The following is a 26,639-nucleotide window of genomic DNA, read 5'->3' on the forward strand; positions in this document are numbered from 1 at the left end:
TCAGTTTTTTTAATCCGATAATTAGAACAATAATCAAAAAAGCCTTAAATCATTAACTATTACTTGATATTAGAAAAGAACGTACGTCTGATTAAGCTTCAAATAGTTAACATAATTAAATTATGATCAGTACGCAATGTTACCCGCTTACAAAGAATCTTTAAAAGATATAAAAATGTTTGTCTGTGAGCAAAATAATTTAGACAGAATACAAATTCTGTTATACTGTCCTTGTGCAAAAAATTGCAAACAAAAAAACGAATCAACGAAAGTGGGATGACAATGAAAGTAGTAGTAGTAGGATGTACACATGCCGGTACCGCAGCCGTTAAAAATATTTTGGCAAATCACCCAGATGCTGATGTCACAGTGTTTGAACGAAATGATAATGTTTCTTTCTTATCTTGTGGAATCGCTTTATACGTGGGTGGAGTTGTTAAGGATCCAGCGGGTCTATTTTATTCTAATCCTGAAGAACTTGCTTCTTTAGGTGCAAAAGTGAACATGGAACACGATGTAACAAACATTGATACAGATGCTAAAAAAGTAACAGCAAAAGATTTAAAAACAAACGAAGAAAAAATTGTTGATTATGATAAATTAGTTGTTACTACTGGCTCTTGGCCAATTATTCCTCCAATCAAAGGAATTGATTCTAAAAATATTCTTTTGTGCAAAAACTATAATCAGGCAAATGTAATCATTGAGCAAGCCAAAGAAGCGAAGAAAGTGGTTGTAGTCGGTGGAGGATATATAGGTATAGAACTTGTCGAGGCATTCGCTGAATCAGGTAAAGAAGTTACGCTGATTGACGGTCTTTCTAGAATTTTAAATAAATATTTAGACGAGCCTTTTACCAGCCGATTAGAAAAAGAATTGGTTGATCGAGGTGTTACTTTAGCGTTAGGCGAAAATGTGGAAGAATTTGTTGCTGATGAAGCTGGTTCGGTAAAAAAAGTCGTAACAGCAAGCAAAGAATTCGATGCTGATATGGTTATTTTGTGTGTAGGATTTCGTCCTAATACAGAATTGCTTAAAGGAAAAGTCGATATGTTACCAAGTGGTGCGATCAAAGTTAATGAGTACATGCAATCAAGTGATCCAGATATCTTCTCTGCTGGTGATTCAACAGTTGTTCACTATAATCCTACAGGACAGGATCAATACATTCCTCTAGCGACGAACGCTGTACGTCAAGGCATGCTTGTTGGGCACAACTTAGTCGAACAAAAAATGAAATATCGCGGAACACAAGGAACTTCAGGACTTTATTTATTTGGATGGACAATCGGCTCAACTGGATTAACCAAGGAAAGTGCAGCGCTAAATGGAATTGATGCAAATGTAACAGTGATTGAAGACAACTATCGTCCAGAGTTCATGCCGACAACGGAAAAAGTTTTGATGGAGATCGTTTCAGAAAAGGGAACAAATAAAATTTTAGGAGCCCAATTTTTATCAAAATATGATATTACACAGTCAGCTAACACCCTATCCATAGCAATCCAAAACGGCATGACATTGGAAGATTTAGCATTACAAGATTTCTTCTTCCAACCACACTTTGACCGTCCGTGGAACTACTTGAATATTCTAGCTCAAGCGGCATTAGCTGAAGCAGAATAAAGCAATGACAGGAGGAAAGTCCCTCCTGTTTTTTTTGCTTATTAAGAACTTTTTGCTAGTATTGGACTTCCAGTTTTTTTAGTGTAAACTAAAAAAGTGAACGGAGGATTTCGAATGATTTCATTGAAAGATTATTTGGCAGGTGGAGAAACGACGATATCTAATCTGCTATTGCAAAATTATACAAAATTGGGGTTAAGCACTGGTGAATTTATGTTATGGCTACAGCTTTATGCAGCACACCAAGCAGGGGAAGATTTTCCCGATCTGACTTTAATTGCCAAAAACATGGGAAGTACAACCGAAAAAATCTATGCCGCGCTGAACACGCTTGTTGAGAAAGAGTTCGTTTCTCTTGAAACCGCCTTAGATGAACAAGGGAAGCAGAGTGACCATTACAATTTACTACCAGCTTTTGAAAAACTAGAAATATTGAAGGAACAACAACGCTTTGAGGCAGAAGAAGAAAATGATTTAGTTGCCCAGAGGAAAATGCTACGCTCGTTCGAACAGGAGTTCGGTCGTCCGTTATCACCCATTGAATATCAAAAAATTGGCTACTGGTTGAATGATGATCATTATTCGCCGGCTTTAATAGAATTAGCATTGCAAGAAGCTGTATTGAATCAAGCCTACAATTTTAAATACATTGAAACGGTCCTGCAAAGCTGGGAAAAGAAAAATATTCGATCAAAAGCTCAAGTTGAAGAAGAACAGCGACGCCGAAAACAAATCTTGTTGCAAAAAGAGGAAGAGAAACAACATTCGGAAGAACTTCCTAAAGTTTCTTTATACAATTGGTTAGAAGGGAAAGATCCGGATGCTTAATAAAGAAAAAACAATGGAAGCTTTGTCGCGTATGTATGAAATGTTTCCAGATGCAATTGGAGAGCTTCATTCTGATTCACCATTTCAACTATTGATCGCGGTGATTCTAAGTGCTCAGGCAACGGATGTTTCAGTAAACAAAGCGACTCCTGCTCTTTTCGCTGCTTATCCGACACCAGAAGCGTTAGCACAAGCTCCGATAGAAGATATTATTAAAAAAATAAAAACGATTGGTTTATACCGTAATAAAGCTAAAAATATCAAAGCTTGTGCACAAATGCTCCTTGATAATTACGGTGGTATTGTTCCATCATCTCGAGAGGAGTTGGTTAAATTACCCGGCGTCGGACGAAAGACAGCAAACGTGGTGCTTGGCGATGCCTATGGGATTCCTGCTATCGCTGTCGACACTCATGTTGAACGTGTTACTAAACGTTTGCGGATCTGTAAATTAAGCGCATCGGTAACGGAGGTTGAATCGACCTTAATGCGAAAAATACCAAAAGAGTTATGGGTGAAAAGTCATCATACTTTGATTTTCTTCGGACGCTATCATTGTACTGCCCGAGCTCCAAAATGTGAAATTTGCCCTTTATTAGATATGTGTCAGGATGGAAAAGACAGACTAAAAGCCGCTCGAAAATGATTCGAGCGGCTTTTTTTAATTCGTTGATCTGGGTTGTTCATTTTGCACAGCTGGTGTCTGAGTAGGAGGTTGGCTACTAGACGATGGTTGAGAAGGCTGTGGTTCAGCAGATGAAGAAGGACTCGGTGTCGGATCAGGTGCTGAAGCAGAGCTTGATGGAGCTTCGCTACTGCTTTCAGGCGGAGTAACTGTTGACGATTCCGATATGCTAGCGGCTGAATCGCTACTGCTAGTCGAGCTAACTACTTCACTGCTGTAAGTGGTGCTGTAGTACGAACGTTGGTACGTACTACTAGGTTGTGTCGGAACAGATGAGGCTCCTTTTACGTAAAGCTCATTTCCGATTCTAAGAACATCATTTGGCATTACCCAATCCTCATTCGTAACATTTTCCGATGCATAACTCATCATTTCACGATAAACATCTTGAGCAATATTTTCCGATTGAGTCGTTATTGGTGTCGTTCGTTTATCATATCCAGCCCAGACTGATAATGAATAATTGGTTGTATACCCAGTAAACATCACATCTGGTGAGATTGATCCGTAATGAGGAATCTTTGCTAGTTCATCATCAGTATAATTTGAAGTTCCAGTTTTTCCAGCTTGGAATAAATTAGGAATTTGTGCATAGGTTCCTGTACCTTTTGAAATTACATCTTTCAAAATATCAGTAATCATGTAAGCGGTGTAAGGTTCCATCGCTTTTTTTCCTTTATTTTCAAATTTTTCTTCCGAGCCATCTTGATACTTGATTTTATTAATGTATAGCGGTTCATTGTAAGTCCCGCCATTTGCGAATGCAGCATAAGCAGCCGCCATTTTTTCAGTTGAAATTCCATACTTTGTTCCATCTTGAGTTTCTGTATTACTTGAAATCGCGTTGGCTTGCTGAATATCCTTATACTGTATCCCTAGCTTTTTAAGAAACTTCGATACATTTTCAGGCCCAACCTCATTGAATAGTTTTACTGCCGGAACATTTCGTGAATCATACAACGCCTGACGTAAGGTAATATTTCCCTGATAACTGTTGTCCCAGTTTTTAACTTCCGTTTTTGTTCCTTCATAGGTATATGGTTGGTCGTCAATTCGATCTCCAGTGAATGTTCTTTTTTGGTATTCAAAAGCTGGAGCGTAATCAGTAATAGGCTTAACTGTTGAACCAAAATCGCGATTGGTACTAACAGCTCGATTCAACCCTAGATATACATCGTCAGCGATATTTCTACCACCGATCTGAGCAGTAACTTTACCAGTTTTACTATCAACCAGAGTAGCAGCAATCTGCAAGTCTTCATCAGGATACTGAACGTATTCATCACCATTCACGATCGAGTACAGCCGATTTTGAGCATCCATATCTAAATTAGTATAGATTTCCAACCCATCTGTATAGACATTTTTCCCAGTTTTTGATTCAACCTGCGCAATAACTTCTTTGACATAGTTATCAGCTACTTTACGTTCTTGATTATCCGTCTCCAACGTCAATAACCCTTGATCAATTGGTTCTTTCGTGGCTTTGTCATAGTCTTCTTGAGAGATTTTTTTATTATTCAACATCGTGTACAAAACAGTATCTCTTCGTTCTTTTGCCGCTTCAGGATGTTTATAAGGATCATATGAGTTCGGCGCTTGTGGCATTCCTGCCAGTAGCGCAGTTTGAGCTAGTGTCAAATGCTGCAACTCTTTGCCAAAGTAATTTTCAGCGGCTGTTTCCATTCCATAAAGACCATTCGCCATGTACACTTTATTAATATAGTAGGTCAAGATTTCTTGTTTTGAATGTTTTTTCTCAAGCTGAATCGCCAGCCACGCTTCTTGCGCTTTTCTTCGCAAGGTTTTATCTGCTTCTTCCGTTGTTGTGGAGAAGAAGGAAAGTTTCACTAATTGTTGAGTCAAGGTACTACCACCTTGTAGTCCGCCTTTGTTAGTGAGATTGTGTAAAGCAGAACCGGCGATTCGAACAGGATCAACACCATTATGCTTAAAGAACCGGCGATCTTCAACTGAGACAATCGCATCATCTAATTCTTGCGGAATCTTTGTAGCACTGACCTTTTCTCGTTTTTCAGCTCCAAGATCTTCGAAAATTTCTCCATTACTGTCAAGCAGTTTTGACGAGACAGTAGCATCTAATTTTTTTTCGCTAAGAGTGGGTGCATCCTTAACATAGAAGAAAAAGACTCCGATACCTGTGAGTAAGATTGCACAGAGAAATCCAACAATCGCAATCGCAATTTTCAATCCGATATGGCGATTCTTTTTTGTTTTTTGTTTAGGTTTCTTTCCTTGAGAGGTTCGCACATTTTTTTGCGAACGTGAGGGATTAGCCATTTAATGAACTCCTTTTTTCAAGATATTGTTCCACCGCTTGCAAGTAAGGGATTCTTGGGGCAATTTGCGGTGTGATCTCGATACCAACTGTTTCTATAAGTTTTAACGGTATTGATTTTTTGCCATTTTCTTGAGTCTGCCAATAGTGTACCAGTTCTTCGGCAGAAAGAAAAAAGCAACGATTTAAGCTGGAAAACCATAATAAAACAAAACAAATCGCATCTTGCTTCAAGCATTGCTGCATATGAGTGATTTGATGCTGATGAAAATTTTTAAGCGGGAAAGAGGTTTTGTTTTTTGTTTCCTTTGCTTCAAAATCTAAATAGTATCCATGATAAACGCCATTGTAATCAGTAGTAGAAGGCTGTCTAAAGTAAGCTTCTTTGATAACTGCGGCACTTCGTTTGGGGTAATCGACCTTAACAATCTGGAGCGGCGTTGGCTTTTTATGAACAACTGCTCTATCATGAGTTAAGTAGTATTCATTGCTTTGATTAATAGCTTCTTCAAAGCGCATACCACGATTAGCAAACGTAGTCTCTTTTTTTAATGAGCGTTCGGCTGGATTCTTTTGTGAAAATAGCTGACCATTAGGGTAGTGAAAGGTCATTTTTCATCACACTCCTGTTTGCTATTATAGCAAATTTTTTTGAAAGATATTTTATTTTTAAGCGAAAGTAAGGAAAATGCAATGAATGAAATAATACAGCGTTTATACGTGACCGGTTACCAAAGCTATGAGCTGGGAATTTTTAGTGAGAATGATCCACGTGTGCAAGTGATTAAGAATGTTTTAAAAAGAGAACTTACAGCTTTAATTGAAAATGGATTGGAATGGGTAATGATTAGCGGAAGTCTTGGTACAGAAATATGGGCAGGTCAAATTGTCAATGAATTAAAAGAAGAGTATCCAGAAATTAAATTAGCAATTATTTTTCCTTTTGAAGAGTTCGGAAGTAACTGGAAAGAACACAATCAATTATATTTAAGCGAGCTTGTGCAAACAGCGGATTTTGTGGATTCCGTCAGCCATCATCCGTACCAAAACCCCGGACAATTTAAAAATCATGTAAGTTTTTTACTGCAACATACAGATGCTGCATTAGTAGTCTATGATGCTGAATATCCAGGTAAAAGTCAGTACTTCTTAGCTGATGTTGAAAAATATCAAGAGAAAAATTCATATGAAATGTTAACAATTACTATGGATGATTTAGAAAATTCCTTAGACTTTGGGGATAGTGTTTGATTTCCTCAGATATATCCGCTAGAATGTATAGGAAAGTAAATTAAGATAAGAGCTAATGAGGTGGAAAAATGGCGAATGTAATCTATACTCCTAATGATATTTTGGAGCAAGAATTTAAAACAAAAATGCGCGGATACGATCCAATCGAAGTCGACGAATTTTTGGACAATGTAATCAAAGATTATGAAGCTTATAACAAAGAATTATTAACGTTGAGAGAAGAAAACGATCGTTTGAAAGCAAAAGTCGAACAACTATCAAAAGCTCAACCAGCACCTTCACGTGTGAAAGAAGCGGCGCCTAAGAGTTCGGCTGTAACAAATTTTGATATCTTGAAACGTTTATCAAATCTTGAAAGAGAAGTGTTTGGTAAGAAGCTTGACCAACAAGCATCCAACCAAGCGGCTCCTTCTGATTTTGGGCAAAGCTACACACAAGATGAGACTGATATCGAGAAAACTCGTCAATTTTAATTTTGAATGATGCAATTTTTGGGTGATCGCGGTTGGCAGTACGCTGGCTGAGGAAAGTCCATGCTCGCACAAACTGAGATGTTTGTAGTGTTCGTGCTTAGCGAAATCATAAGCTAGGGTACTTCTTTTGAAGTAACGGCAGAAAAAAAGACTAAGGAGCAATCTATGTCTGAGTATTCTTGAAAGTGCCACAGTGACGAAGCATTTTGAGAAATCAAAATGGTGGAACGCGGTAAACCCCTCGAGCGAGCAACCCAAACTATGGTAGGGGCGCTTTTTCTAAGGAAATGAACGATGAAAGAGACGGTATTTATACCGGAGATAGATGATTACCACGACGATCACACTTCCCTGAGTTGATCGCCGTACAAAACATGGCTTACAGAAAATTGCAGCAATTCAGGGTGTGCCTTCCAACTTTGTGTTGTGAAGGTCTTTTTTTCGGGTTTTACCTTGTGATTTACTATAATTAGTGGAACCATATTCGTTCGAAAAATTTTCTGATGAGTATAACTTTCTGCTGGTTGCTACATGATGTTTTTATTCAATTGTTCAGATGAAGGAATTTACATCCGTAAGGCTTATCGTATTTTTTGCTTTTCATCAAAAAAATCAATTGACTTTAGCAATCGTTAGTTAAGTAATTATTTAGGAATAGATTTAAATGACCAATATCATATTAGTAGTAAGGAGCTATTATGGAAAAACAATATAATTTGATTGCCACTGCTGCAGCAGGAATCGAGGCACTAGTAGGCAAAGAACTTAGAGATTTAGGAATAGATTGTCAAGTCGAAAATGGACGTGCGAGATTTAAAGGTGATTTAGAAACAATTGCCATGGCAAACTTATGGCTACGAACAGCAGACCGTGTAAAAATCATCGTTGGAGAATTTGATGCTTTTACTTTTGATGAATTATTTGAAAAAGTTAAAGCGATCCCTTGGGAAAATTTCTTACCAATGGATGCTGAGTTTCCAGTAGCAGGTCGTTCAATAAAATCTAAGTTGTATAGTGTTCCAGATTGTCAATCAATCACTAAAAAGGCAATTGTTGAACGCCTGCGCGAAGTCTATCATCGTCCCGCTAGAGTTCCTTTACCCGAAACTGGAGCATTGTTTCAACTAGAGGTGGCTTTGTTAAAAGATCATGTAATATTGACCTTGGATACAACAGGGCCAAGCTTATTTAAGCGTGGTTATCGATTAGAAAAGGGCGGAGCCCCTTTAAAAGAAAATATGGCTGCCGCTTTAGTGCTGCTGACAAATTGGCGGAAAGATCGGCCGTTTTATGATCCTGTTTGTGGGTCTGGTACTTTGTGTATTGAAGCAGCACTAATCGGACATAATATTGCTCCTGGATTTAATCGTGATTTTGCTTGTGAAGCATGGGATTGGTTCGATCCGGCAGTTTTCGATAAAGTTCGGACCGCGGCTGATGAAGTAGCCGATTATGATATTGAACTGGATATTGCTGGTTCTGATATCAATGGTCGTATGATTGATATTGCTCGGGCGAATGCGGAAGAAATCGGATTGGGTGATTCAATTCAATTTAAACAACAAGCAGTCAAAGATTTCAAAACGGAGAAAGAATATGGTGTGATCGTAGCCAACCCTCCTTACGGCGAACGGTTAGGTGAAGAAGAGCAGGTTCGCGCCTTATACCATGAAATGGGCGATGTATTCCGCCCATTAAAAACTTGGAGTAAATACATTTTGACTAGTGATTTGGCGTTTGAAGAATTTTACGGTTCCAAAGCTACAAAGAAAAGAAAATTATATAACGGGGCAATAAGAACAGATTTATTCCAATATTGGGGAGAACGTCCGCCAAGAAAGCCGCGTACAGATGCAGAATAAGATAGAAGTGATTCGTGATTATGCAAAAGATAAACTTGGCGGTGATCGCAGCGGACATGATTTTTATCATGCCGATCGTGTATCAAAAATAGCTAAAAGACTAGCCGAACAAGAGGGTATTTCAAATACATTGATCATTGAAACGGCAGGTTATCTGCATGATGTGATTGATGACAAAGTTGTAGAAGATGTTGTGGGTGAAAAAGAACGTCTTAAAAAGCTTTTAAAAAAACTCGATTTTCCTGTAAAAAGTTTTCAAGAAGTTTTTGAGATTATTGAGAACATTTCTTTCTCTAAGGAATTGGATGAGGGGAAAGCAGATTTAACTTTAGCAGGGCAGATAGTACAAGATGCTGATCGAATTGATGCACTAGGAGCAATAGGTATTTTAAGAACGGCATATTATGGCGGACACACAGAAAGCCCGTTGTATGATCCAAACATTCCGCCAAAAGAATTTAAAAACAAACAGGAATACCGGAAGAAAAGTACGGTAATCAATCATTTTTATGAAAAACTATTCAAACTCCCAGCTACTATGAATACTGAAGCAGGTAAGCTGGAAGCTCAAAGACGCTTGCTTTTTATGGAAGATTTTTTAAAGGAGTTTTACGCTGAGTGGGATTTGTCATAAAAGCGTAGCTAAAATTGCCAACTAAAAGTTAAAAACGCCCTTAGACAAGACGTATTATTTCCAGTGAACTAACTTTTCTCCTATAATAATGTTTGGTTAGGAGGAACTCTGAATGCTACATCGTGAAATCTTGAGTCCCGAAGAAGTTTTGGAAAAAATGCCCAGCTTGTCTGAGGGGTTATTTGCAATCCGTTGCAAGCTTACAAATAAGACCTATCAAATTATTTTATATAAATATCAGGCGGATTATTTTTTAGTAGAGAATCCTGCACTGATTAGTGTCTTACTAAAAAAAGATCGAAGCTTTTTTGGAACACCGGAACAACTGTTGAATGAAATCGAAATGTCTTTTGAGGATAATCACTATCAGCCCGCCTCAAAAGAGTGGGTTAATTTAGATTTGAATACCTTGAAATTATTAGATAATGTAGAAATCAAATTCTTTGATTTGGAAGAATAACAGGGTATCCTGTTATTCTTTTTTTCTAAATTGACGAAAAAGATAGTAAACATTGATAACAGTAAGAACTGCCCCTAAAGCAAACGGTACAATCAAACGTCCTTGGCTGTAACCAAAGTTTTTTTGAAAGCTTTCTGCAGAGGTGAGGGAAATGACCGTTTGACTGTAGTTATAAACTTGATAACTGAAGGTTGTTAAAAAGACTGCAATCAAAGTTAAGGCAAATCGACGATAGTCGCTGTTTTTCAAGTTTTTCGCAAAATAGAAAATCATATAAGCGCTCATTAAAGCCGCGGGGACGCCAAACGCAAAAAGCGGGTTAAGCATATATTGTTTACCTCCTTAAGATATTCATTAGTAGTACGTTAGACTTGTATCCATTTTACCATAACTCAGAAAAAAGCCTTGCTGATTAGAAATAGATCGGCAAATAGATTTGTTGAATAAGGGAGGTTCTCTATGAATAGTTACATTTTTCCAATCAAAGTTGCAATATTGACTTTTCCAATTTTAGCGATGGTTATCACAGCGCCAATTTTGATTTATTATTACCGTAAATACGGAGAATTAGGCAAGTTAAGGAGTATAATCTTATACTCGTTTGTCTTTTATTTATTAAGTGCATATTATTTAGTGATCTTACCACTACCTAGTATCAGTTCAGTTGCACAGATGACCGGTCCACGTTATGAGCTCCATTTATTTCAATCGTGGCAAAACTTTGTCAATCAAACGGTTTTGCAATTAAGCAATCCTAGTACCTATTTACCTGCGATGAAGCAAAGTGTCTTTTTAGAACCCGTCTTTAATATTTTTCTACTTTTTCCATTTGGAATATATTGCCGCTATTATTTTAAGTTTTCTTTTTGGAAAACAATTCTAGTAAGTTTTTGCTTGTCTCTTTTCTTTGAATTGACGCAATTAAGTGGACTTTACTTCATTTATCCTCGTCCATACCGTTTATTCGATGTGAATGATTTGTTACACAATACGTTAGGCGGAACGTTTGGGTTTATCTGTGCACCATTGTTTACCTTCTTCTTGCCGACCAGAAATGAATTGGATTCAGAATCCTTAATGAAAGGGCAAAAAGTGTCATTGCTAAGACGTTTAATGGCAATGATGATTGATTGGATAGTGATAGGTTTCTTCAGTAGTGTACTAAGCCTTTTTGCAAGCATCGTCCCTATAGAACTTAGAACTTTACTGGATTATCCAATTGCCAGCTTTACACTAGAGGTTATCATTTACTTCATGCTAATGATGTATCTATGGAATGGTCAAACAGTAGGAAAAAAAATAGTACGAATCAAAGTTGTAGAGAAAGGACAAGAAAATATTCGCTTTTGGAGCTTAGTTAAACGGTATAGCGCATTTTATTTATTGCTGAATGGTTTGATGCAGATTTTTACATTTACAATGACTAATTTACCTGAGAAAAATCACTCCATTTTTATTGCTTATATCACATTTGGTTTTATGAGTTTAGGAATTTTACTTTTATTTCTATTCAACTTATTGTATGCTCTCATAAGAAGAAAAACCCGCCTATTCCATGATAAAGCGAGTCACACGTTTACGATTAGTACGTTAAAGAAAGAGGTATAACATGCGAACTTTTGAATCATTTAATTTTCAGCCATTTATTCTTGAAGCGATCAAGGATAAAGGTTTTACTGAACCCACAGCAGTTCAAGAAAAACTTATTCCATTAATTAAAAAAGGCAAAAATGTTGTTGGGCAATCCCAAACAGGTTCAGGTAAAACCCATACGTTTTTATTACCATTAATGAATAAGATCGATGTAACAAAAGATGAGGTGCAAATCGTTATCACAGCACCTAGCCGGGAATTAGCAACTCAGATATACCAAGCCGCCATTCAGATTGCACAATTTTCTCCAGATGAAATTCGTGTAACAAACTTTGTTGGCGGAACAGATAAGCAGCGCCAAATGGATAAATTATCAAACCATCAACCTCATGTAGCTATCGGGACGCCAGGTCGTATCTTAGATATGATGAATGAACAAGCATTAAAAGTTCACACGGCACAATATTTTGTTGTTGATGAAGCGGATATGACATTGGACATGGGTTTCTTGCACGAAGTTGATCAGATTGCTGGACGTCTACCTAAACATCTACAAATGCTAGTTTTCTCTGCGACAATCCCAGAAAAATTGCGTCCTTTCCTATTAAAATATATGGAGAATCCGGTTATCGAAGAAATTAAATCAAAAGCAGTGATTTCTGATACGATTGAAAACTGGCTAATCTCAACCAAAGGAAAAGATAAAAACCGTCTAATCTATCAATTATTGACGATTGGTCACCCTTATTTAGCAATTGTGTTTGCTAACACTAAACAACATGTTGATGAGATTAGTACTTACCTTAAATCACAAGGATTAAGAGTTGCGAAGATACATGGGGATATTTCTCCGCGAGAACGAAAACGGGTGATGAGACAAGTTCAAAATTTAGAGTATCAATATGTTGTAGCGACAGATTTGGCTGCTCGTGGGATTGATATAGAAGGTGTCTCTCATGTCATTAATGCTGAGGTTCCACAGGATCTAGATTTCTTTGTCCACCGCGTCGGTCGTACTGGCCGAAACGGATTGGAGGGTACAGCAATCACTCTTTATAGCCCAAGTGATGAGAATGATATCAACCAAATCGAAAACCTAGGAGTAACTTTCCAACCTAAAGAAATCAAAAATGGCGAAATCATAGATACTTATGATCGCAATCGCCGAAAGAAACGCGAAAAATCAAAAGATGAGCTTGATCCAACATTGATTGGGTTGGTAAAAAAATCAAAGAAAAAGATTAAACCGGGCTATAAGAAGAAAATTGATCGTGCTATTTCAGAGTCAAATAAACAAAAACGGCGTGTCGCTCGTCGTCAAGAAGAACGTGGCGTTCGTAAGAATAAAAAACGTTCCAATAACTCTTAAATAGAAGAAACTGGTGTCCGTTAAGTAATGGGTACCAGTTTTTTGCATTTTGACATGAGTAGTACCATCTTCTATAAAAACATCTGAAATTACTTGTATACTAACTTTTCATAAAACTTCTGAGCGATAATTTCCGCAGAAAGGACCGAGATTCGACAATCTTCTTTTCTTGCTAGTATCTGAATGTACTTTAAAAGCTTTGTTTCTAGTCCAAGATGGCAAAAGTCAATGAATACAGAATCGATCCGGATTTAATGTAAGTTTTATCGATTTTTTGATATCGCATCGTTGCCACAGGATGCTGTTCATCAAAGAAAACTAAAAATTTTTGGGTCAGTGGTGTCAAATTTATCGAATTCCAATTCCGTTGGGATTTTTTGTTTTAAAACAAAAATTTGATAGCAAAATATAAGGCAGTAGCCTGCAGTTCTGGAGCAGCTCCAAAATATTCCATCATCTTTTTCCTCATTTCTTGATGATAATGGTATAATTCTAGCATATGAGCTGTTGGAGGAGGCAGAAAGATTTATGAACTTGTTAGATCAATTAGACTGGTCCTATTGGAAACGGTTGAGCCCGAAAGAAAAACGTACTTTATTGAGCCAGCTTTTACTTCATTTTGTTAATCCCTTAATGAAGATTTCGGATATTGAGTTAAAAGATTTTGATTTATATGGTATCAAATGCCAGACCTTTCAGTTAATGATTGACGAAGAAGAGTTTGTGTTTATACCCGGCAATAAGGATGCGATTCTTGGATGGAATTTGGGAACGAAAGGCTTGTCTTTATTAGAAACTGCACCAAATATTCAAGAGATCATTATTCCACAAGAGTTGCGGGGGCAATATAACTTTTTTGATGTCGATTCACTCGGAGAACTGATTAATGATAAAACGACTAGTTTGCGGAAGGTTCAAATCCCTCCCATGTTCGTACAGCGTTATGCTCTGCCTGCGGGAACGAGTTATTTAGGAATCTATGATTCTGTGACTGGAGGCTTCTCTGGTGAGGCGGATCAGTTCTCAAGCTATGAGCAAGAAATTAAAGAAGTTTTATCACCTAATTTGACATCAGAAGAAAGTATGACGTGGTCTTTTCCTAAAAATGTATTGAAGGAAGGCAGATGGTATATCGAAATGGCTCCTCATTCTGATAGTTACCATGTTTTTAGCCATGAATCACACACATATACTAGCTTACGTAAAAAAATTCGCAAAAAGAATTTTGATTTGTTGACGGAAGACCAATGGGAATATGTCAATGGAGCCGGGAGTCGTCGGTTATTCCGTTGGGGCAATGACCTGAATGTCAAGGACCCATATCGTGGGAGAAATGTCCGAAAAATGATGGAGCAAGCGAACATGTTTGGCCTATTTTTTGACACCACCATGGATCGTTTCGAGATTACGGAAGATCCTGGGGTATTAAAATTGACTAACAAAAAAAATAACGTAGGGATCCCGATCGTTGATTTCCTACCATTATCTAGTTATTTCAGCAATACTACAACGATGCTTCACGAAGAGATTTTATCTCCGAGCGATTACTTGTATCGCAAGGCGATTTTGATCAAGATCTAGTTTGACTTTTAGTAAAGTTTTTTCTATACTCTTAGAAGGATATGGTTTATTATTTTTGCTTCCACAGAGAGTGCACGATTGTTGAAAGCTGCATGTTGCAAATAATGAATTGCTCCCATCAGATTTTGGTTGAAAAACCAACGCTGCTCAGCGTTATCGAGCTGAAGAGGTAATGATCAAACTATCATTGCAATCAAGGTGGTACCGCGAGTTTTCGTCCTTGACTGCAGTGGTAGTTTTTATTTTTTAGAAAAGAGGAGAACAGATGAAAAATTTATCAAGCGCTGAAGTGCGTCAAATGTTTTTAGATTTCTTTAAGACTAAGGATCACATGATTGAACCAAGCGCTTCTTTAGTGCCTGTCAACGATCCAACTTTGTTATGGATCAATTCAGGTGTAGCGACTATGAAAAAATATTTTGATGGTAGTGTCGTACCAGAAAACCCACGAATTGCCAATGCACAAAAATCAATTCGAACTAATGATATTGAAAATGTTGGGAAAACAGCTCGTCATCATACCATGTTTGAAATGCTGGGGAATTTTTCGATTGGAGATTATTTTAAAGTTAAGGCAATCGAGTGGGCATGGGAGTTCTTAACATCACCAGATTGGATCGGTTTTGATCCAGATAAATTATATGTGACAGTCTATCCAGAAGATAAAGAAGCAAAGCGGATCTGGCTAGAAGAAGTTGGCATTCCAGCTGATCACGTGGTAGAAATCGAAGACAATTTCTGGGACTTAGGAGCAGGACCCAGCGGTCCGGATTCAGAAATTTTCTATGACCGCGGCGAAGCATTTAATGACTTAGCTGAAGATGATCCTGAAAATTATCCTGGTGGTGAAAATGAACGTTACTTAGAAATCTGGAACTTAGTTTTTTCAGAATTCAATCACACACCGCAAGGAACATATGAGCCATTACCACATCAAAACATTGATACAGGTATGGGACTTGAACGAATGGTCTCAATTATCCAAGATGCACCAACAAACTTTGAAACTGATTTATTCTTGCCGATCATTGGTAAAGTCGAAGAATTGAGCGGAAAGAAATATGGCGTGGATAAGCAAATGGATGTGTCATTCAAGGTCATTGCTGACCACATCCGTTCATTGGCGTTTGCGATCGGCGATGGCGCCTTACCTTCAAATGAAGGACGGGGTTATGTTTTACGTAGATTATTACGTCGTGCAGTTATGCATGGTAAGAAATTAGGCATTGACCAAGCGTTCTTATATAATCTAGTACCTGTTGTTGGTGAAATCATGGTCAGCTATTATCCTGAAGTGAAGCAGCAAGAAGCCTTCATTCAAAAGGTTGTACGTACTGAAGAAGAACGTTTCCACGAAACGATTAACGATGGATTAAGCATGTTAAATGATGTTCTAGCTGAATTGAAAGCGAAGAATGAGACAACCTTAGATGGAAAAACAATCTTCAAACTTTACGACACATTTGGTTTCCCTGTAGAACTGACAGAAGAAGTAGCAGAAGACGAAGGATTAAAAGTCGATCATGAAGGCTTTGAAGTAGAGATGCAAGCTCAAAAGGAACGTGCTCGAGCTGCTCGGACGACTGAAAAATCAATGGGTGTTCAAACAGCTTTGTTAGGGGATATCAAAGTTGAAAGTACCTTTGTTGGTTACGATTATTTAGAAATTGAAAGTGAATTGTTAGTTGTTTTGCAAAATGATGCGCTTGTTTCAGCTGTCAACGAAGGGGAAGCGCAGTTAATTTTTGCGAAAACACCTTTCTATGCTGAAATGGGTGGTCAAATCGCTGATAAAGGAATAATCGTTGATCAAGATGGAAAAATTATCGCCAATGTAACGGATGTACAAAAAGCACCAAACGGTCAAGCGCTTCATACTGTAGAAGTGTTAGCCTCTTTAAAAGAAGGAGAAACCTACTTCTTGCAGGTGAATGCTGGTTTCCGTAATAAGGTGATCAAGAACCATACAGCGACTCACGTATTGCATAAAGCATTGAAGGAAGTTTTAGGCGATCATGCGAACCAAGCAGGTTCATTAGTTACAGATAAACATTTACGTTTTGACTTTACTCATTTTGGTCAAGTAACAATTGATGAGTTGAAGGAAATGGAAAAAATCGTTAACCAGAAAATCTGGGAGGCGATTCCAGTTGTAACGATTGAAACGGATATCGATACTGCAAAAAACATGGGTGCTATGGCTTTGTTTGGAGAAAAATACGGACATGATGTACGTGTAGTAAACATTGGAGATTGGTCAATCGAACTTTGCGGGGGGACACATGTAATCAATACTGAAGATATTGGTTTGTTCAAAATTGTCTCTGAATCAGGCATTGGTGCAGGTGTGCGTCGAATCGAAGCCTTGACCGGAAAAGAAGCGTATGAATCTTTCCGCGAAGAAGAGGAACAATTAATGCAAGTGGCTCAAATCGTGAAATCACCACAAATCAAGGAAGTAGTCGGAAAAACAGAACAATTACAGCAACAATTACGTGAACTACAAAAAGAAAATGAACAGCTGGCAACAAAATTGGCCAACCAACAAGCTGGAGATATCTTTAAAAACGTTAAAGACATCAACGGTACGACTGTAATTACAGCACAGGTAAATGTTAAAGATATGAATCAGCTACGTCAATTGGCAGATCAGTGGAAACAAAAACAATTATCTGATGTTTTGGTTCTTGGAACCGTTCAAGGTGGAAAAGTTAATCTGTTGGCGGCAATGAGCCCAGCAGCGAATGAAAAAGGCTTGAAGGCGGGGGAACTGATCAAAACTATCGCACCAAAAGTTGGCGGCGGTGGCGGTGGTCGTCCAGACATGGCACAAGCTGGCGGGAAAAATCCAGCAGGACTTGCTGATGCGTTAACAGAAGTTGAGAATTGGTTAGCTTAATTTGTATAAAGTCTGGAGGCAGCATCTTTATGATGTTGCCTCTTTTAATGAGAAAATGGAGATTCTCTAGCGACTTTCTTTTATTAATCGGACGCTTTAGGTATAATTCAAATGAGAGAATTATTTTTCTGAAAAGAGGGGACCATTTGGGAATTATTGAGCAAATTATTGTTTTTATTTTTATCGTCAACTTGGTAGGGGCGATTATCACCGTATTTCGTAAACCCAGGAACATTACGACTATCTGGGCTTGGTTACTGACGTTAATTTTTTTACCCGTCATTGGCTTTTTGATTTATGCTTTTTGCGGTCGCGGTATCGATGGGGAAACGATGTATCTTTTTGATCAAGAGGATGAAGATCGGGTAAAGGAAATTAATGAAATAATCCAACAAGACAATCGACACGTGGATTATAATGAACCGGATCAACTGTATCCAGCAGCAACAGCATTGGTAAAGTATTTTAAAAATTTAGATGAGTCTCCGTTGGCGATTCGAAATGAATTGGAATTTTTTCTAGATGGAACAGAGAAATTCGAGCGTCTTTTTAAAGATTTACGGGAAGCTCAAAGTACGATTCATGTCGAGTATTATGCGTTTTTTAATGATCGAATCGGCAATCGTTTTATGCGCATTTTAGAGGAGAAGGCCGCTGAAGGTGTAGAAGTACGAATGATCTATGATCCATGGGGGTCGCCAAAAACAAATAAACAGTTTTTTGAGACCTTGATTAAAAATGGCGGGAAAGTCGCTCCTTTTATCACCTCAAGAAATATTTTGGCCAAAACACGATTGAATTATCACTTGCATCGAAAAATTGTGGTGGTGGATGGACAGATCAGTTGGACAGGTGGGTTCAATGTGGGGGATCAGTATCTTGGGGAATCGAAACGATTTGGAAGATGGAGGGATACTCACGGAAGAATCGAAGGTACCGCAAGTTTTACCTTGCAGGAGATTTTTATTCGTGATTGGAATGCCTCTGTTAAAGATAAAGCTGATCGGATGAGCTATTTGCCAGAGTATTTTGTTCTACCACAAAAGCACATTAAAAAAGGAGTTGCTATGCAAATCGTTGCGGATGGACCTGATTCCAGTGAACAGATTATCAAGGATGGATTTGTTCGTATGATCTTAGCTGCTGAAAAAAGTGTCTGGATCCAGAGCCCATATCTTGTTCCAGACGAAACAATGATTTCTGCTATTTTAATCGCTGTTCGTTCAGGAATTGATGTCCGTATAATGATTCCAAATATGCCAGATCATCCTTTCATTTATCGGGCAACCCAATATTATGCAAACTATCTACATCAAAGAGGCGTAAAAATTTACCACTATGCAGATGGCTTTCTCCATTCTAAAACCGTTGTTGTAGACGATGAGCTAGCAAGTTTTGGATCAACCAATCAAGATATTCGCAGCTACGAATTGAACTTTGAAGTCAGCAGCTTTATTTACGATCCAGAGATCGCACAACAATTTAGACAAATATTTGAGGAAGATATGAAAGATTGTATCTTGTTAACAGATGAGATGATCGCAAATCAATCCTACTGGTTGAATTTCAAACAGCGGTTCTCACGCTTGTTATCACCTGTTTTATAATTTTTTTCGCAAACCTTGGCGGGCAAGATTGTCCGCCCCTTTATTTTTTGCTTCAGGAATCCATTGAAGTACTAATAAGGGAAATTGTGAAGCTAATTCATTAAACTCTGATAAATATGGCAGGAAGAGCTTGTTTTTTGTCTGCCTTTGGTCTAAAATTTTTATTGCAGTTTTACTATCAGAATAGAGTAAAATAGTTTGATCATTCAACTTATGATCAATCAAATAATTTAAAGCATAGAGAATCACAGCCAATTCAGCTTGATGATTATTCGTCTCTGTTAGTGAGATAGAAACTTGTTTTTGCTCTTCAGAAATAATTAGAATGCCACCGCCGCTTTTTTCCGTGTTCGTGGCTGCATCTGTGTAAACTTTTAACATAATGACCATCCTTTTTTAGAGTAGGAGTATATGAATGAATAAAAAACGCTATTTTTGGCAACCAGAGCTGTCAATCAGTATTATATATTGGTCGTTGACTCTGATTGTTCTTTTTTATGGGTTGATTCTGACATTGGAAAAAACTCATCCGTATTTGCAAGGAAACATAGTCATCGGAATATCTATTTTATTTGCAATTGTGGGACTCCATCGCTATTTAAACATTGATGAATCTGGGATAAGAGTTCGTTACGCGCGCCTTTGGCGACGAGAGACGCTTCTGCGAGAACATATCGATTATTTGAGCCCGTGTAAAGACGGAGTAATCATTCAGCGCAAAGGACTCAGCGGGGCATCTTTCCATTTTGCTATGACCAAAAAGAAAAGAACAGCATTTATTAAAGATTTTACAGCCTTTTATCCTGAAATTGAAGTCAAAGAAAACGAAAAGACCAGCTATGACTGATCTTTTCGTTTATTTCTTCTTAACATGAGCCGCTTGAATACCGCGAGCACCTTCCACAATTACAAATTCAACTTCGTCACCGGGATCCAAGGTTTTGAATCCTTCCTCCTCAATAGCAGTGAAGTGAACAAAAACTTCTTGATTTTCTTCATAGGCAATAAAGCCATAACCTTTTTTCTCATCAAACCATTTAACAATGCCACTATTCATTACACAACACCCCTTTGCAATTGCTGGTTTTATTATACGTGATGAAAACAAAAATTGCGAATCAATAAGATTGATGATTCTAAGTGCTGTTTTTCTTTAAAGAATTCGTTATAATACAAATGAACGAATAAAAAAGTGTATTTTTCTGAGTAACGTTCGGGAAAGGGAGTTTTTATGAAAACTGATATCGAAATATCTCAAGCAACGACTTTAAAACCAATAACTGAGGTCGCAGAAAAAATCAACTTATCTTTTGATGATTTAGAATTGCATGGTAAATATAAGGCAAAGATCGAATTTGATGCTTTAGAACAAATGAAAAAAAATCCTGAAGGAAAATTGATTCTAGTGACCTCTATTAATCCAACACCAGCTGGAGAAGGAAAATCGACAGTCACAATCGGTTTAGGCGACGCATTAAATAAAATTGGTAAGAAAACAGTAATTGCACTACGAGAACCTTCTTTAGGACCAGTAATGGGGATTAAGGGTGGTGCAACAGGCGGTGGTTATGCTCAGGTGTTGCCGATGGAAGATATCAATCTACACTTCACAGGTGATATGCATGCAATCACGACAGCGAATAATGCACTATCCGCCTTGCTGGACAATCACATTCATCAAGGAAATCAATTGAACATCGATGCCCGACGTGTGATTTGGAAACGGGTGGTGGATTTAAACGACCGCGAACTGCGCCATATTACGGTTGGTTTAGGCGGACCAATCAACGGAGTTCCTCGCGAGGATGGCTTTGACATTACGGTTGCTAGTGAAATCATGGCAATTTTATGTCTTGCGACAGATATTGAAGATTTGAAAAATCGCTTAGCGAATATCGTGGTCGCCTATACCTTTGATCGTGAACCAGTAACCGTGGGAGATTTAAAAATTGAAGGGGCTCTGGCGTTAGTTCTTAAAGACGCAATTAAACCGAATTTAGTTCAGACCATTTATCAAACACCGGCGTTTGTCCACGGCGGACCGTTTGCCAATATTGCCCATGGCTGTAACAGTATTTTAGCTACAAGAGCTGCTCTGCATTGTGGAGACTATGTGGTAACTGAAGCTGGTTTTGGGGCAGATCTTGGCGGTGAAAAATTCTTAGACATCAAAGTACCAAGTTTGGGCAAAGCACCGGATGCAGTGGTAATTGTAGCGACGATCCGGGCATTGAAGATGCATGGCGGCATCGCTAAGTCGGATTTAAGCATGGAAAATCTTGACGCATTGAAAGAAGGCTTCAGCAATTTAGCGAAGCATATTCGTAATATGCGTAAGTATGGCTTACCGGTGGTTGTCGCTATCAACGAATTCATTAGTGATACCGATAAAGAAATCGCACTGTTAAAAGAGCTTTGTGAGCAGGAAAGTGTCAAGGTTGAATTAGCCAGTGTTTGGGAAAAAGGACCAGATGGCGGGATTGATTTAGCAAAAACAGTTGTTGAGACAATTGCGACTGAAGAAAACCAGTTCCATTCAATCTTCAGCAGAGAGCACGATGATTTAACTGAAAAAGTTGAGACAATCGTCCGTGAAATCTACGGAGGAAATGAAGTTATCTATAGTAAGAAAGCAAAACAACAACTGGCTAGCTTTAAAAAATACGGCTGGGATCGTTTGCCAGTTTGTATGGCGAAGACGCAATATTCCTTATCCGATGATCCAAGCAAGTTAGGTGCACCAATTGATTTCGATGTAACGATTCGCGAATTTGTACCAAAAATCGGTGCTGGATTTGTAGTCGCGTTAACAGGCGATGTTATGACAATGCCTGGACTGCCTAAAAAGCCCGCAGCTTTAAATATGGATGTCGATGAAAAAGGCAATGCTATCGGACTATTCTAAAATGAGAAAAGGCGTATACACTTGTATAAACAGGTGTATACGCCTTTTTGCATATTCAAAAGTTGATTTTGCATAATATATCGAAAATATGCAAAAAAATTTATAAAAAACCATTGACTTGTATAAACAGTACACGTATAATCTTCACAAATAGTAGTTTTCTAATCGTATTATTATTCAATTCCAAGGATAGTAGATACGTTTCACAGGTGCCATTATTGCATTCTGCTTTCGTAGATTCCTAGCGTGGCATGTGTAAGAAAGCTTTTAAATGATACGTCAAAAAATCATACATTAATAGCAAAAGGAGGGGTTAATATGAAAGTTTCGATTATTGGAGTGACTGGTTATAGTGGTGTTGAGCTGGTGCGACTATTGTTGCAGCATCCTAATGTAGAAATAACTTCCATTCATAGTCATTCACAGAACGGCAAAGATATTGATGAGTATTTGCCGCACTTAAATCGATTGTTGGACCTTCCTTTGGAACCAATTGACTCTAAGAAAATCATGGAGCAGTCAGATTTAGTTTTCTTTGCTACTCCATCAGGTATTTCAAAAGAGATAGCAACAACGTTTGTGAAGGCTGACTTTCCCGTCATTGACCTTTCGGGCGATTTTCGATTAAAAACAGATGGGCAATATGAAAAATGGTATAAAAATTCAAGTGCTCCTTTTGAAATTTTGCAAAACGCTCATTATGGTTTAGCAGATTTTTATACAGAACCTTTATCAAAATTAATTGCCAATCCCGGTTGCTATGCCACTGGAACGTTGTTATCACTAGCACCGTTGGTTCAACAGAAAGTCATTGAAAATGATTCAATCATAGTGGATGCAAAATCTGGACTTTCTGGAGCTGGAAAGAATTTGTCGGAATCTAGTCATTTTGTCAACAGTAATGAAAATATGACGCTGTACAAAATGAATAGCCATCAACATATCCCAGAGATTATGCAGCAATTAAAGAAATGGAATAAAGACATTCCAGCCATTCAGTTTTCAACATCATTAATTCCAGTAACTCGCGGCATTTTTATCACGACATATGCGCGTAGTAAGGAAAAGTTGACACAGGAAAAGGTTTTGGAGCTATTCCAAACCTTCTATCAGGAAAAACTTTTTGTTCGTGTTCAGGATCAAGATGTTTATCCCAATTTACGTCAAATTGTCGGTTCGAATTTCTGTGATATCGGTGTGGCTTATAATGAAGTCACCAATATCATTACCGTTGTTACAGTATTAGATAACTTAGTGAAGGGGGCCGCTGGTCAAGCGGTTCATAATCTAAATCATTTAGCAAGGTGGCCAGAAACTACCGGATTAAATCTCGTACCAATTTATCCATAAAAATGTCGGAGCGTGAAGAATATGCAAATTATAGATGGAACAATCGCCAGTCCCAAAGGCTTTTATGCAACTGGCTTACATGCAGGGTTAAAAAAAGAGAAGAAAGACTTAGGCGTGATTTATTCAGAGGTTCCTGCAAACGCTGCGGCCGTTTACACAACAAATCAAGTCAAAGCAGCACCAATCTTTGTTACGAAAGAAGCAATGAAAGATGCCAAAATTCAAGCGGTGGTAGTTAATTCTGGCGTGGCCAATGCTTGTACCGGAAAACTTGGTTTAGAAAATGCGAAAGAGATGCAAGCTTTAACAGCAGCTCAGTTAGCGATTCCACAAGAAAATGTCGCGGTTGCTTCTACTGGTGTGATTGGTAAACAGTTGCCAATGGAAGTCATCGAAGCAGGAATTAGCAGCATTGATTTGCAGAAGCAAGAACCATATGGATTTCACAAGGCAATCCTGACGACTGACACAGCGACGAAAGAAATCGTCATTACCGAGGAAATTAACGGACAACAGGTAACTATAGCTGGTGTTGCCAAAGGATCAGGAATGATCCACCCTAATATGGCGACGATGCTGGCATTCATTACAACCGATGCTCAAATTTCAGAAGAGTTGCTGCAGGAAGTATTAGCAGATAAAACAGAAACAACCTTCAATCAAATCACTGTTGATGGTGATACATCCACGAACGATATGGTTTTAGTTCTAGCTAATGGCTTGGCTGAAAATCCGGAGATTGCAAAGAATTCCGAAGCTTATGAGAAATTTGTTGCGATGTTTCAACGAGTCAGTGAAACATTAGCCAAAAAAATCGCTAAGGATGGCGAGGGCGCGACGAAATTGATCGAAGCACAGGTTGTCGGTGCACTTAACGGCAGCGAAGCACGATTAGTTGCGAAGAAAGTCGTTGGTTCTAGTTTAGTAAAAACAGCGATGTTTGGCGAAGATCCCAACTGGGGACGAATCATTTGCGCAGTTGGTTATGCGGGGTCACATACGAATCCAGAAAAAATCGATATGTGGATTGGCGACCAGCAATTATTAAAGAATAGTCAACCGCAGGAATTTGACGAAGCGTTGATGAAACAAACGTTAGAAAAAGAAAAAATCAATATTATCGTTGATCTAAATATCGGTGATCAAAGTGGACAAGCTTGGGGCTGTGATTTGACCTACAAATATGTCGAAGTAAATGCTTTGTATCACACATAAGAGTATAGGGAGCGAAAAAAATGGGTAAGATAGTCGTAAAAATTGGCGGTGTGGCCAGTGATAATTTAACTAATAATTTTTTTGAGCAAATTGAAACCTGGCAAGCTGACGGTCATGAAATCATCGTTGTTCATGGTGGGGGTTATTATATCACGGAAATGATGGAGCGTTTAAGCATTCCAGTTATGATCAAAGATGGTTTACGAGTGACAACAGAACAGGCGTTAAAAGTGACGCAAATGGTACTGATTGGTCAGGTTCAACCAACCATTACGACTTTATTTCAACAACAAGGCTTTGGTACGATCGGACTTAATGCCTCAAGTGATTATATGATTCAAGGGACTTTTATTGATAAAGAAAAATTAGGCTATGTTGGCAAAATCACCGAGATCAATCCAGCGGCGATTGAAGGGGTTTTGTATAAAAGTTACATTCCGATTATCGCTCCTCTGGGAATGACCGCAAATGGTCAATGGCTTAATATCAATGCAGATGATACCGCGTGTAAAATCGCTGAAGCCCTTGAAGCTGATGCGCTGTATTTATTAACAGATGTACCAGGAGTGAAACAAGATGACAAATGGCTTGAAAAGATTTCGATCCATGAAGTCGATCAGCTGAAAGCCGAAAAAGTAATTACTGGGGGCATGATCCCTAAACTAAATAGTGCCGTTGATGCGTTAGAAAACGGCGTTTCAGAAGTTCACATTACCAATTGTATCGAATGTGCAGGTACTGTGATCGTAAAGGAGGGGGTCTTTGCATGAGTCATTTGTTTCCAAATTATGCAAGGGATGCGATTGATCTAACTAATGGTTCAGGAAGCTATGTTTATGATCAAGATGGAAACAGCTATTTGGATTTTATGAGTGGCATTGCTGTGAGTAATCTAGGACATAAAAATCCAAAGGTTATGCAGGCTTTGACTGAGCAAGCGGATAAAATCTGGCACAGCTCAAATTTGTATTCCAATCATCTGCAAGAGCAGGTAGCTGAAAAGCTGACCATGGGAAAGGATTATTTAGCTTTCTTTTGTAATAGTGGAACCGAGGCCAATGAAGCGGCGATTAAATTAGCGAGAAAGGCCACTGGACGTTCGAAAATTTTTAGCTTTGAGCAATCATTCCATGGACGAACATACGGGGCATTGAGTGCAACAGGACAGCCGGCTTTGCAAGAAGGCTTTTTCCCAATCGTCGAAGGGTTTGACTATCTTCCTTATAATGAACTAGCTCCTTTAAAGGAAAAATTGACTGATGATGTAGCCGCAGTTATGTTAGAGGTTATTCAAGGGGAAGGCGGGATTATCCCTGCAGAAAAAGAGTGGCTTCAAGCAGTCGTAAAATTATGCAATGAAAACGGCAGTTTATTGATCATTGACGAAATTCAAACCGGTATGGGAAGAACAGGAACCTTCTACGCGTTTGAGGATTATCAGATCGAACCAGATATCATTACGATCGCCAAAGCTTTGGCTAATGGCATCCCGGCGGGTGCGATGTTAGGGAAAATTGAATTGGCTGAAGCTTTTGGTCCAGGTTCTCATGGAACAACCTTTGGCGGAAACAATCTGGCGATGAGTGTGGCGGATACCGTGGTAGGCGAGATCGATCAGCCGGAATTTTTAGCAGAGGTTACAGCTAAAGGTCAGTATTTGATGGATGAACTCATCAAATTGAGCGGGAAATCTAATAAAGTCCTCGAGGTTCGGGGAAAAGGACTGATGGTGGGTGTAGAGTTGGATTCACCCGAGACGCTACAGCAGGCAATCCAAGAGTTAAAGGCACAAAAACTCTTAGCCATTAAGGCTGGGAAAAACGTGCTTCGCTTGCTGCCACCGCTGACCATCAGTCATGATGAGTTAGCAAAAGGCGTTGAAATTATCAGCTCTGTATTACTAAAATAGTTCAATTTTAATTTAATATGCATGCGTAAAAAATCCTCGTCATTTTAACAGATGTTGAGGATTTTTTAGCATATTCAAGAAAGAAAAAAATTT

24 protein-coding genes and 1 other RNA gene are annotated in these 26,639 nt (G+C 38.4%); 20 read left to right on the forward strand and 5 right to left on the reverse strand.

Translation table 11 applies throughout. The annotated features are described in order from the left end of the window. Positions 1-282 precede the first annotated feature (282 nt). The 3 genes from AC4J95_RS18310 (at position 283) to nth (ending at position 3,100) form a co-directional block, all read left to right on the forward strand. The gene (locus AC4J95_RS18310) at positions 283-1,626 is read left to right on the forward strand and encodes an FAD-dependent oxidoreductase (RefSeq protein ID WP_494551083.1); all 1,344 of its coding nucleotides are present in this window, start codon (positions 283-285) and stop codon (positions 1,624-1,626) included. Positions 1,627-1,740: 114 nt separating this feature from the next. Beyond that, on the forward strand, positions 1,741-2,454 hold the full coding sequence (locus tag AC4J95_RS18315; RefSeq protein ID WP_316404057.1) for a DnaD domain protein: 714 nt from the start codon (positions 1,741-1,743) through the stop codon (positions 2,452-2,454). Beyond that, positions 2,447-3,100: an endonuclease III gene (gene nth, locus AC4J95_RS18320; RefSeq protein WP_494551084.1), complete on the forward strand. Its 654-nt coding sequence runs from the start codon at positions 2,447-2,449 to the stop codon at positions 3,098-3,100. The genes AC4J95_RS18315 and nth overlap by 8 nt, the downstream gene beginning before the upstream one ends. A 15-nt stretch (positions 3,101-3,115) precedes the next feature. On the opposite strand, the gene AC4J95_RS18325 is transcribed toward nth, so the two are convergent. After that, positions 3,116-5,440, reverse strand: coding sequence for a PBP1A family penicillin-binding protein (locus AC4J95_RS18325; RefSeq protein WP_494551085.1), 2,325 nt, complete (start codon positions 5,438-5,440; stop codon positions 3,116-3,118). Further along, positions 5,433-6,050 carry a Holliday junction resolvase RecU gene (gene recU, locus AC4J95_RS18330; protein WP_316404052.1) on the reverse strand — a complete coding sequence of 206 codons (618 nt, stop codon included), beginning with the start codon at positions 6,048-6,050 and terminating at the stop codon, positions 5,433-5,435. The genes AC4J95_RS18325 and recU overlap by 8 nt, the downstream gene beginning before the upstream one ends. Before the next feature lie 81 nt (positions 6,051-6,131). Here recU and AC4J95_RS18335 point away from each other — a divergent pair, with 81 nt between their 5' ends. The 6 genes from AC4J95_RS18335 (at position 6,132) to AC4J95_RS18360 (ending at position 10,118) form a co-directional block, all read left to right on the forward strand. Next, entirely contained in the window at positions 6,132-6,689 is a 558-nt protein-coding gene (locus AC4J95_RS18335) for an SLOG family protein (RefSeq protein ID WP_494551099.1), read from the forward strand. A gap of 68 nt (positions 6,690-6,757) precedes the next feature. Next, on the forward strand, positions 6,758-7,162 hold the full coding sequence (gene gpsB, locus AC4J95_RS18340) for a cell division regulator GpsB (protein ID WP_316404051.1): 405 nt from the start codon (positions 6,758-6,760) through the stop codon (positions 7,160-7,162). Between the two features lie 14 nt (positions 7,163-7,176). Next, an RNA gene (gene rnpB, locus AC4J95_RS18345) (RNase P RNA component class B) lies at positions 7,177-7,549 on the forward strand. 311 nt (positions 7,550-7,860) lie between these two features. Then, positions 7,861-9,024: a THUMP domain-containing class I SAM-dependent RNA methyltransferase gene (locus tag AC4J95_RS18350; protein WP_494551086.1), complete on the forward strand. Its 1,164-nt coding sequence runs from the start codon at positions 7,861-7,863 to the stop codon at positions 9,022-9,024. Continuing rightward, entirely contained in the window at positions 9,014-9,658 is a 645-nt protein-coding gene (locus AC4J95_RS18355) for an HD domain-containing protein (protein WP_494551087.1), read from the forward strand. Before AC4J95_RS18350 ends, AC4J95_RS18355 begins: the two co-directional genes overlap by 11 nt. Before the next feature lie 112 nt (positions 9,659-9,770). Continuing rightward, positions 9,771-10,118, forward strand: coding sequence for a hypothetical protein (locus AC4J95_RS18360; protein WP_316404047.1), 348 nt, complete (start codon positions 9,771-9,773; stop codon positions 10,116-10,118). Positions 10,119-10,130: 12 nt separating this feature from the next. Here AC4J95_RS18360 and AC4J95_RS18365 read toward each other — a convergent pair whose 3' ends face one another. Continuing rightward, entirely contained in the window at positions 10,131-10,445 is a 315-nt protein-coding gene (locus tag AC4J95_RS18365; protein WP_494551088.1) for a hypothetical protein, read from the reverse strand. Between the two features lie 132 nt (positions 10,446-10,577). Here AC4J95_RS18365 and AC4J95_RS18370 point away from each other — a divergent pair, with 132 nt between their 5' ends. The 5 genes from AC4J95_RS18370 to cls all read left to right on the forward strand — a co-directional run bounded on the left by AC4J95_RS18370 (position 10,578) and on the right by cls (position 19,167). Next, positions 10,578-11,726: a VanZ family protein gene (locus AC4J95_RS18370; protein ID WP_494551089.1), complete on the forward strand. Its 1,149-nt coding sequence runs from the start codon at positions 10,578-10,580 to the stop codon at positions 11,724-11,726. A gap of 1 nt (position 11,727) precedes the next feature. Further along, a complete protein-coding gene (locus AC4J95_RS18375; protein ID WP_494551090.1) occupies positions 11,728-13,080 on the forward strand; it encodes a DEAD/DEAH box helicase in 1,353 nt (450 codons plus the stop codon). A gap of 528 nt (positions 13,081-13,608) precedes the next feature. Continuing rightward, a complete protein-coding gene (locus AC4J95_RS18380) occupies positions 13,609-14,661 on the forward strand; it encodes a DUF7278 family profilin-like fold-containing protein (RefSeq protein ID WP_494551091.1) in 1,053 nt (350 codons plus the stop codon). 265 nt (positions 14,662-14,926) lie between these two features. Beyond that, a complete protein-coding gene (alaS, locus tag AC4J95_RS18385; protein ID WP_494551092.1) occupies positions 14,927-17,560 on the forward strand; it encodes an alanine--tRNA ligase in 2,634 nt (877 codons plus the stop codon). Positions 17,561-17,706: 146 nt separating this feature from the next. Continuing rightward, positions 17,707-19,167 carry a cardiolipin synthase gene (cls, locus tag AC4J95_RS18390; RefSeq protein ID WP_316404036.1) on the forward strand — a complete coding sequence of 487 codons (1,461 nt, stop codon included), beginning with the start codon at positions 17,707-17,709 and terminating at the stop codon, positions 19,165-19,167. On the opposite strand, the gene AC4J95_RS18395 is transcribed toward cls, so the two are convergent. Beyond that, positions 19,162-19,548 (reverse strand): ribonuclease HI family protein, encoded by a 387-nt coding sequence (locus AC4J95_RS18395; protein WP_316404034.1) that lies wholly within the window; start codon positions 19,546-19,548, stop codon positions 19,162-19,164. The two genes, cls and AC4J95_RS18395, sit on opposite strands and share 6 nt — an antisense overlap. A 34-nt stretch (positions 19,549-19,582) precedes the next feature. Between AC4J95_RS18395 and AC4J95_RS18400 the strand changes: the two genes are divergently transcribed. Further along, positions 19,583-20,014 carry an EbsA family protein gene (locus tag AC4J95_RS18400; RefSeq protein WP_494551093.1) on the forward strand — a complete coding sequence of 144 codons (432 nt, stop codon included), beginning with the start codon at positions 19,583-19,585 and terminating at the stop codon, positions 20,012-20,014. A gap of 9 nt (positions 20,015-20,023) precedes the next feature. Here the strand turns inward: AC4J95_RS18400 and AC4J95_RS18405 are convergent, their stop codons facing one another. Beyond that, entirely contained in the window at positions 20,024-20,224 is a 201-nt protein-coding gene (locus tag AC4J95_RS18405) for a cold-shock protein (protein ID WP_316404032.1), read from the reverse strand. Positions 20,225-20,398: 174 nt separating this feature from the next. Here AC4J95_RS18405 and AC4J95_RS18410 point away from each other — a divergent pair, with 174 nt between their 5' ends. The 5 genes from AC4J95_RS18410 (at position 20,399) to argD (ending at position 26,546) form a co-directional block, all read left to right on the forward strand. Continuing rightward, positions 20,399-22,072, forward strand: coding sequence for a formate--tetrahydrofolate ligase (locus AC4J95_RS18410; protein WP_494551094.1), 1,674 nt, complete (start codon positions 20,399-20,401; stop codon positions 22,070-22,072). Between the two features lie 318 nt (positions 22,073-22,390). Further along, positions 22,391-23,422, forward strand: a complete 1,032-nt coding sequence (gene argC / locus AC4J95_RS18415; protein ID WP_494551095.1) for an N-acetyl-gamma-glutamyl-phosphate reductase — start codon at positions 22,391-22,393, stop codon at positions 23,420-23,422. A 21-nt stretch (positions 23,423-23,443) separates the two neighbouring features. After that, positions 23,444-24,637: a bifunctional glutamate N-acetyltransferase/amino-acid acetyltransferase ArgJ gene (gene argJ, locus AC4J95_RS18420; RefSeq protein WP_494551096.1), complete on the forward strand. Its 1,194-nt coding sequence runs from the start codon at positions 23,444-23,446 to the stop codon at positions 24,635-24,637. Between the two features lie 20 nt (positions 24,638-24,657). Then, a complete protein-coding gene (argB, locus tag AC4J95_RS18425; protein ID WP_494551097.1) occupies positions 24,658-25,407 on the forward strand; it encodes an acetylglutamate kinase in 750 nt (249 codons plus the stop codon). Next, positions 25,404-26,546, forward strand: a complete 1,143-nt coding sequence (argD, locus tag AC4J95_RS18430) for an acetylornithine transaminase (protein WP_494551098.1) — start codon at positions 25,404-25,406, stop codon at positions 26,544-26,546. Before argB ends, argD begins: the two co-directional genes overlap by 4 nt. The last annotated feature ends 93 nt before the right edge of the window (positions 26,547-26,639 follow it).

The sequence above is a fragment of the Enterococcus sp. GPZ-007 genome (assembly GCF_059374735.1).

Coding starts and splice junctions, on each gene's coding strand:
- AC4J95_RS18310 (WP_494551083.1), top strand. CDS start 283: ATGAAAGTAGTAGTAGTAGGATGTACACATGCCGGTACCGCAGCCGTT.
- AC4J95_RS18315 (WP_316404057.1), top strand. CDS start 1,741: ATGATTTCATTGAAAGATTATTTGGCAGGTGGAGAAACGACGATATCT.
- nth (WP_494551084.1), top strand. CDS start 2,447: ATGCTTAATAAAGAAAAAACAATGGAAGCTTTGTCGCGTATGTATGAA.
- AC4J95_RS18325 (WP_494551085.1), bottom strand. CDS start 5,440: ATGGCTAATCCCTCACGTTCGCAAAAAAATGTGCGAACCTCTCAAGGA.
- recU (WP_316404052.1), bottom strand. CDS start 6,050: ATGACCTTTCACTACCCTAATGGTCAGCTATTTTCACAAAAGAATCCA.
- AC4J95_RS18335 (WP_494551099.1), top strand. CDS start 6,132: ATGAATGAAATAATACAGCGTTTATACGTGACCGGTTACCAAAGCTAT.
- gpsB (WP_316404051.1), top strand. CDS start 6,758: ATGGCGAATGTAATCTATACTCCTAATGATATTTTGGAGCAAGAATTT.
- AC4J95_RS18350 (WP_494551086.1), top strand. CDS start 7,861: ATGGAAAAACAATATAATTTGATTGCCACTGCTGCAGCAGGAATCGAG.
- AC4J95_RS18355 (WP_494551087.1), top strand. CDS start 9,014: ATGCAGAATAAGATAGAAGTGATTCGTGATTATGCAAAAGATAAACTT.
- AC4J95_RS18360 (WP_316404047.1), top strand. CDS start 9,771: ATGCTACATCGTGAAATCTTGAGTCCCGAAGAAGTTTTGGAAAAAATG.
- AC4J95_RS18365 (WP_494551088.1), bottom strand. CDS start 10,445: ATGCTTAACCCGCTTTTTGCGTTTGGCGTCCCCGCGGCTTTAATGAGC.
- AC4J95_RS18370 (WP_494551089.1), top strand. CDS start 10,578: ATGAATAGTTACATTTTTCCAATCAAAGTTGCAATATTGACTTTTCCA.
- AC4J95_RS18375 (WP_494551090.1), top strand. CDS start 11,728: ATGCGAACTTTTGAATCATTTAATTTTCAGCCATTTATTCTTGAAGCG.
- AC4J95_RS18380 (WP_494551091.1), top strand. CDS start 13,609: ATGAACTTGTTAGATCAATTAGACTGGTCCTATTGGAAACGGTTGAGC.
- alaS (WP_494551092.1), top strand. CDS start 14,927: ATGAAAAATTTATCAAGCGCTGAAGTGCGTCAAATGTTTTTAGATTTC.
- AC4J95_RS18395 (WP_316404034.1), bottom strand. CDS start 19,548: ATGTTAAAAGTTTACACAGATGCAGCCACGAACACGGAAAAAAGCGGC.
- AC4J95_RS18400 (WP_494551093.1), top strand. CDS start 19,583: ATGAATAAAAAACGCTATTTTTGGCAACCAGAGCTGTCAATCAGTATT.
- AC4J95_RS18405 (WP_316404032.1), bottom strand. CDS start 20,224: ATGAATAGTGGCATTGTTAAATGGTTTGATGAGAAAAAAGGTTATGGC.
- AC4J95_RS18410 (WP_494551094.1), top strand. CDS start 20,399: ATGAAAACTGATATCGAAATATCTCAAGCAACGACTTTAAAACCAATA.
- argC (WP_494551095.1), top strand. CDS start 22,391: ATGAAAGTTTCGATTATTGGAGTGACTGGTTATAGTGGTGTTGAGCTG.
- argJ (WP_494551096.1), top strand. CDS start 23,444: ATGCAAATTATAGATGGAACAATCGCCAGTCCCAAAGGCTTTTATGCA.
- argB (WP_494551097.1), top strand. CDS start 24,658: ATGGGTAAGATAGTCGTAAAAATTGGCGGTGTGGCCAGTGATAATTTA.
- argD (WP_494551098.1), top strand. CDS start 25,404: ATGAGTCATTTGTTTCCAAATTATGCAAGGGATGCGATTGATCTAACT.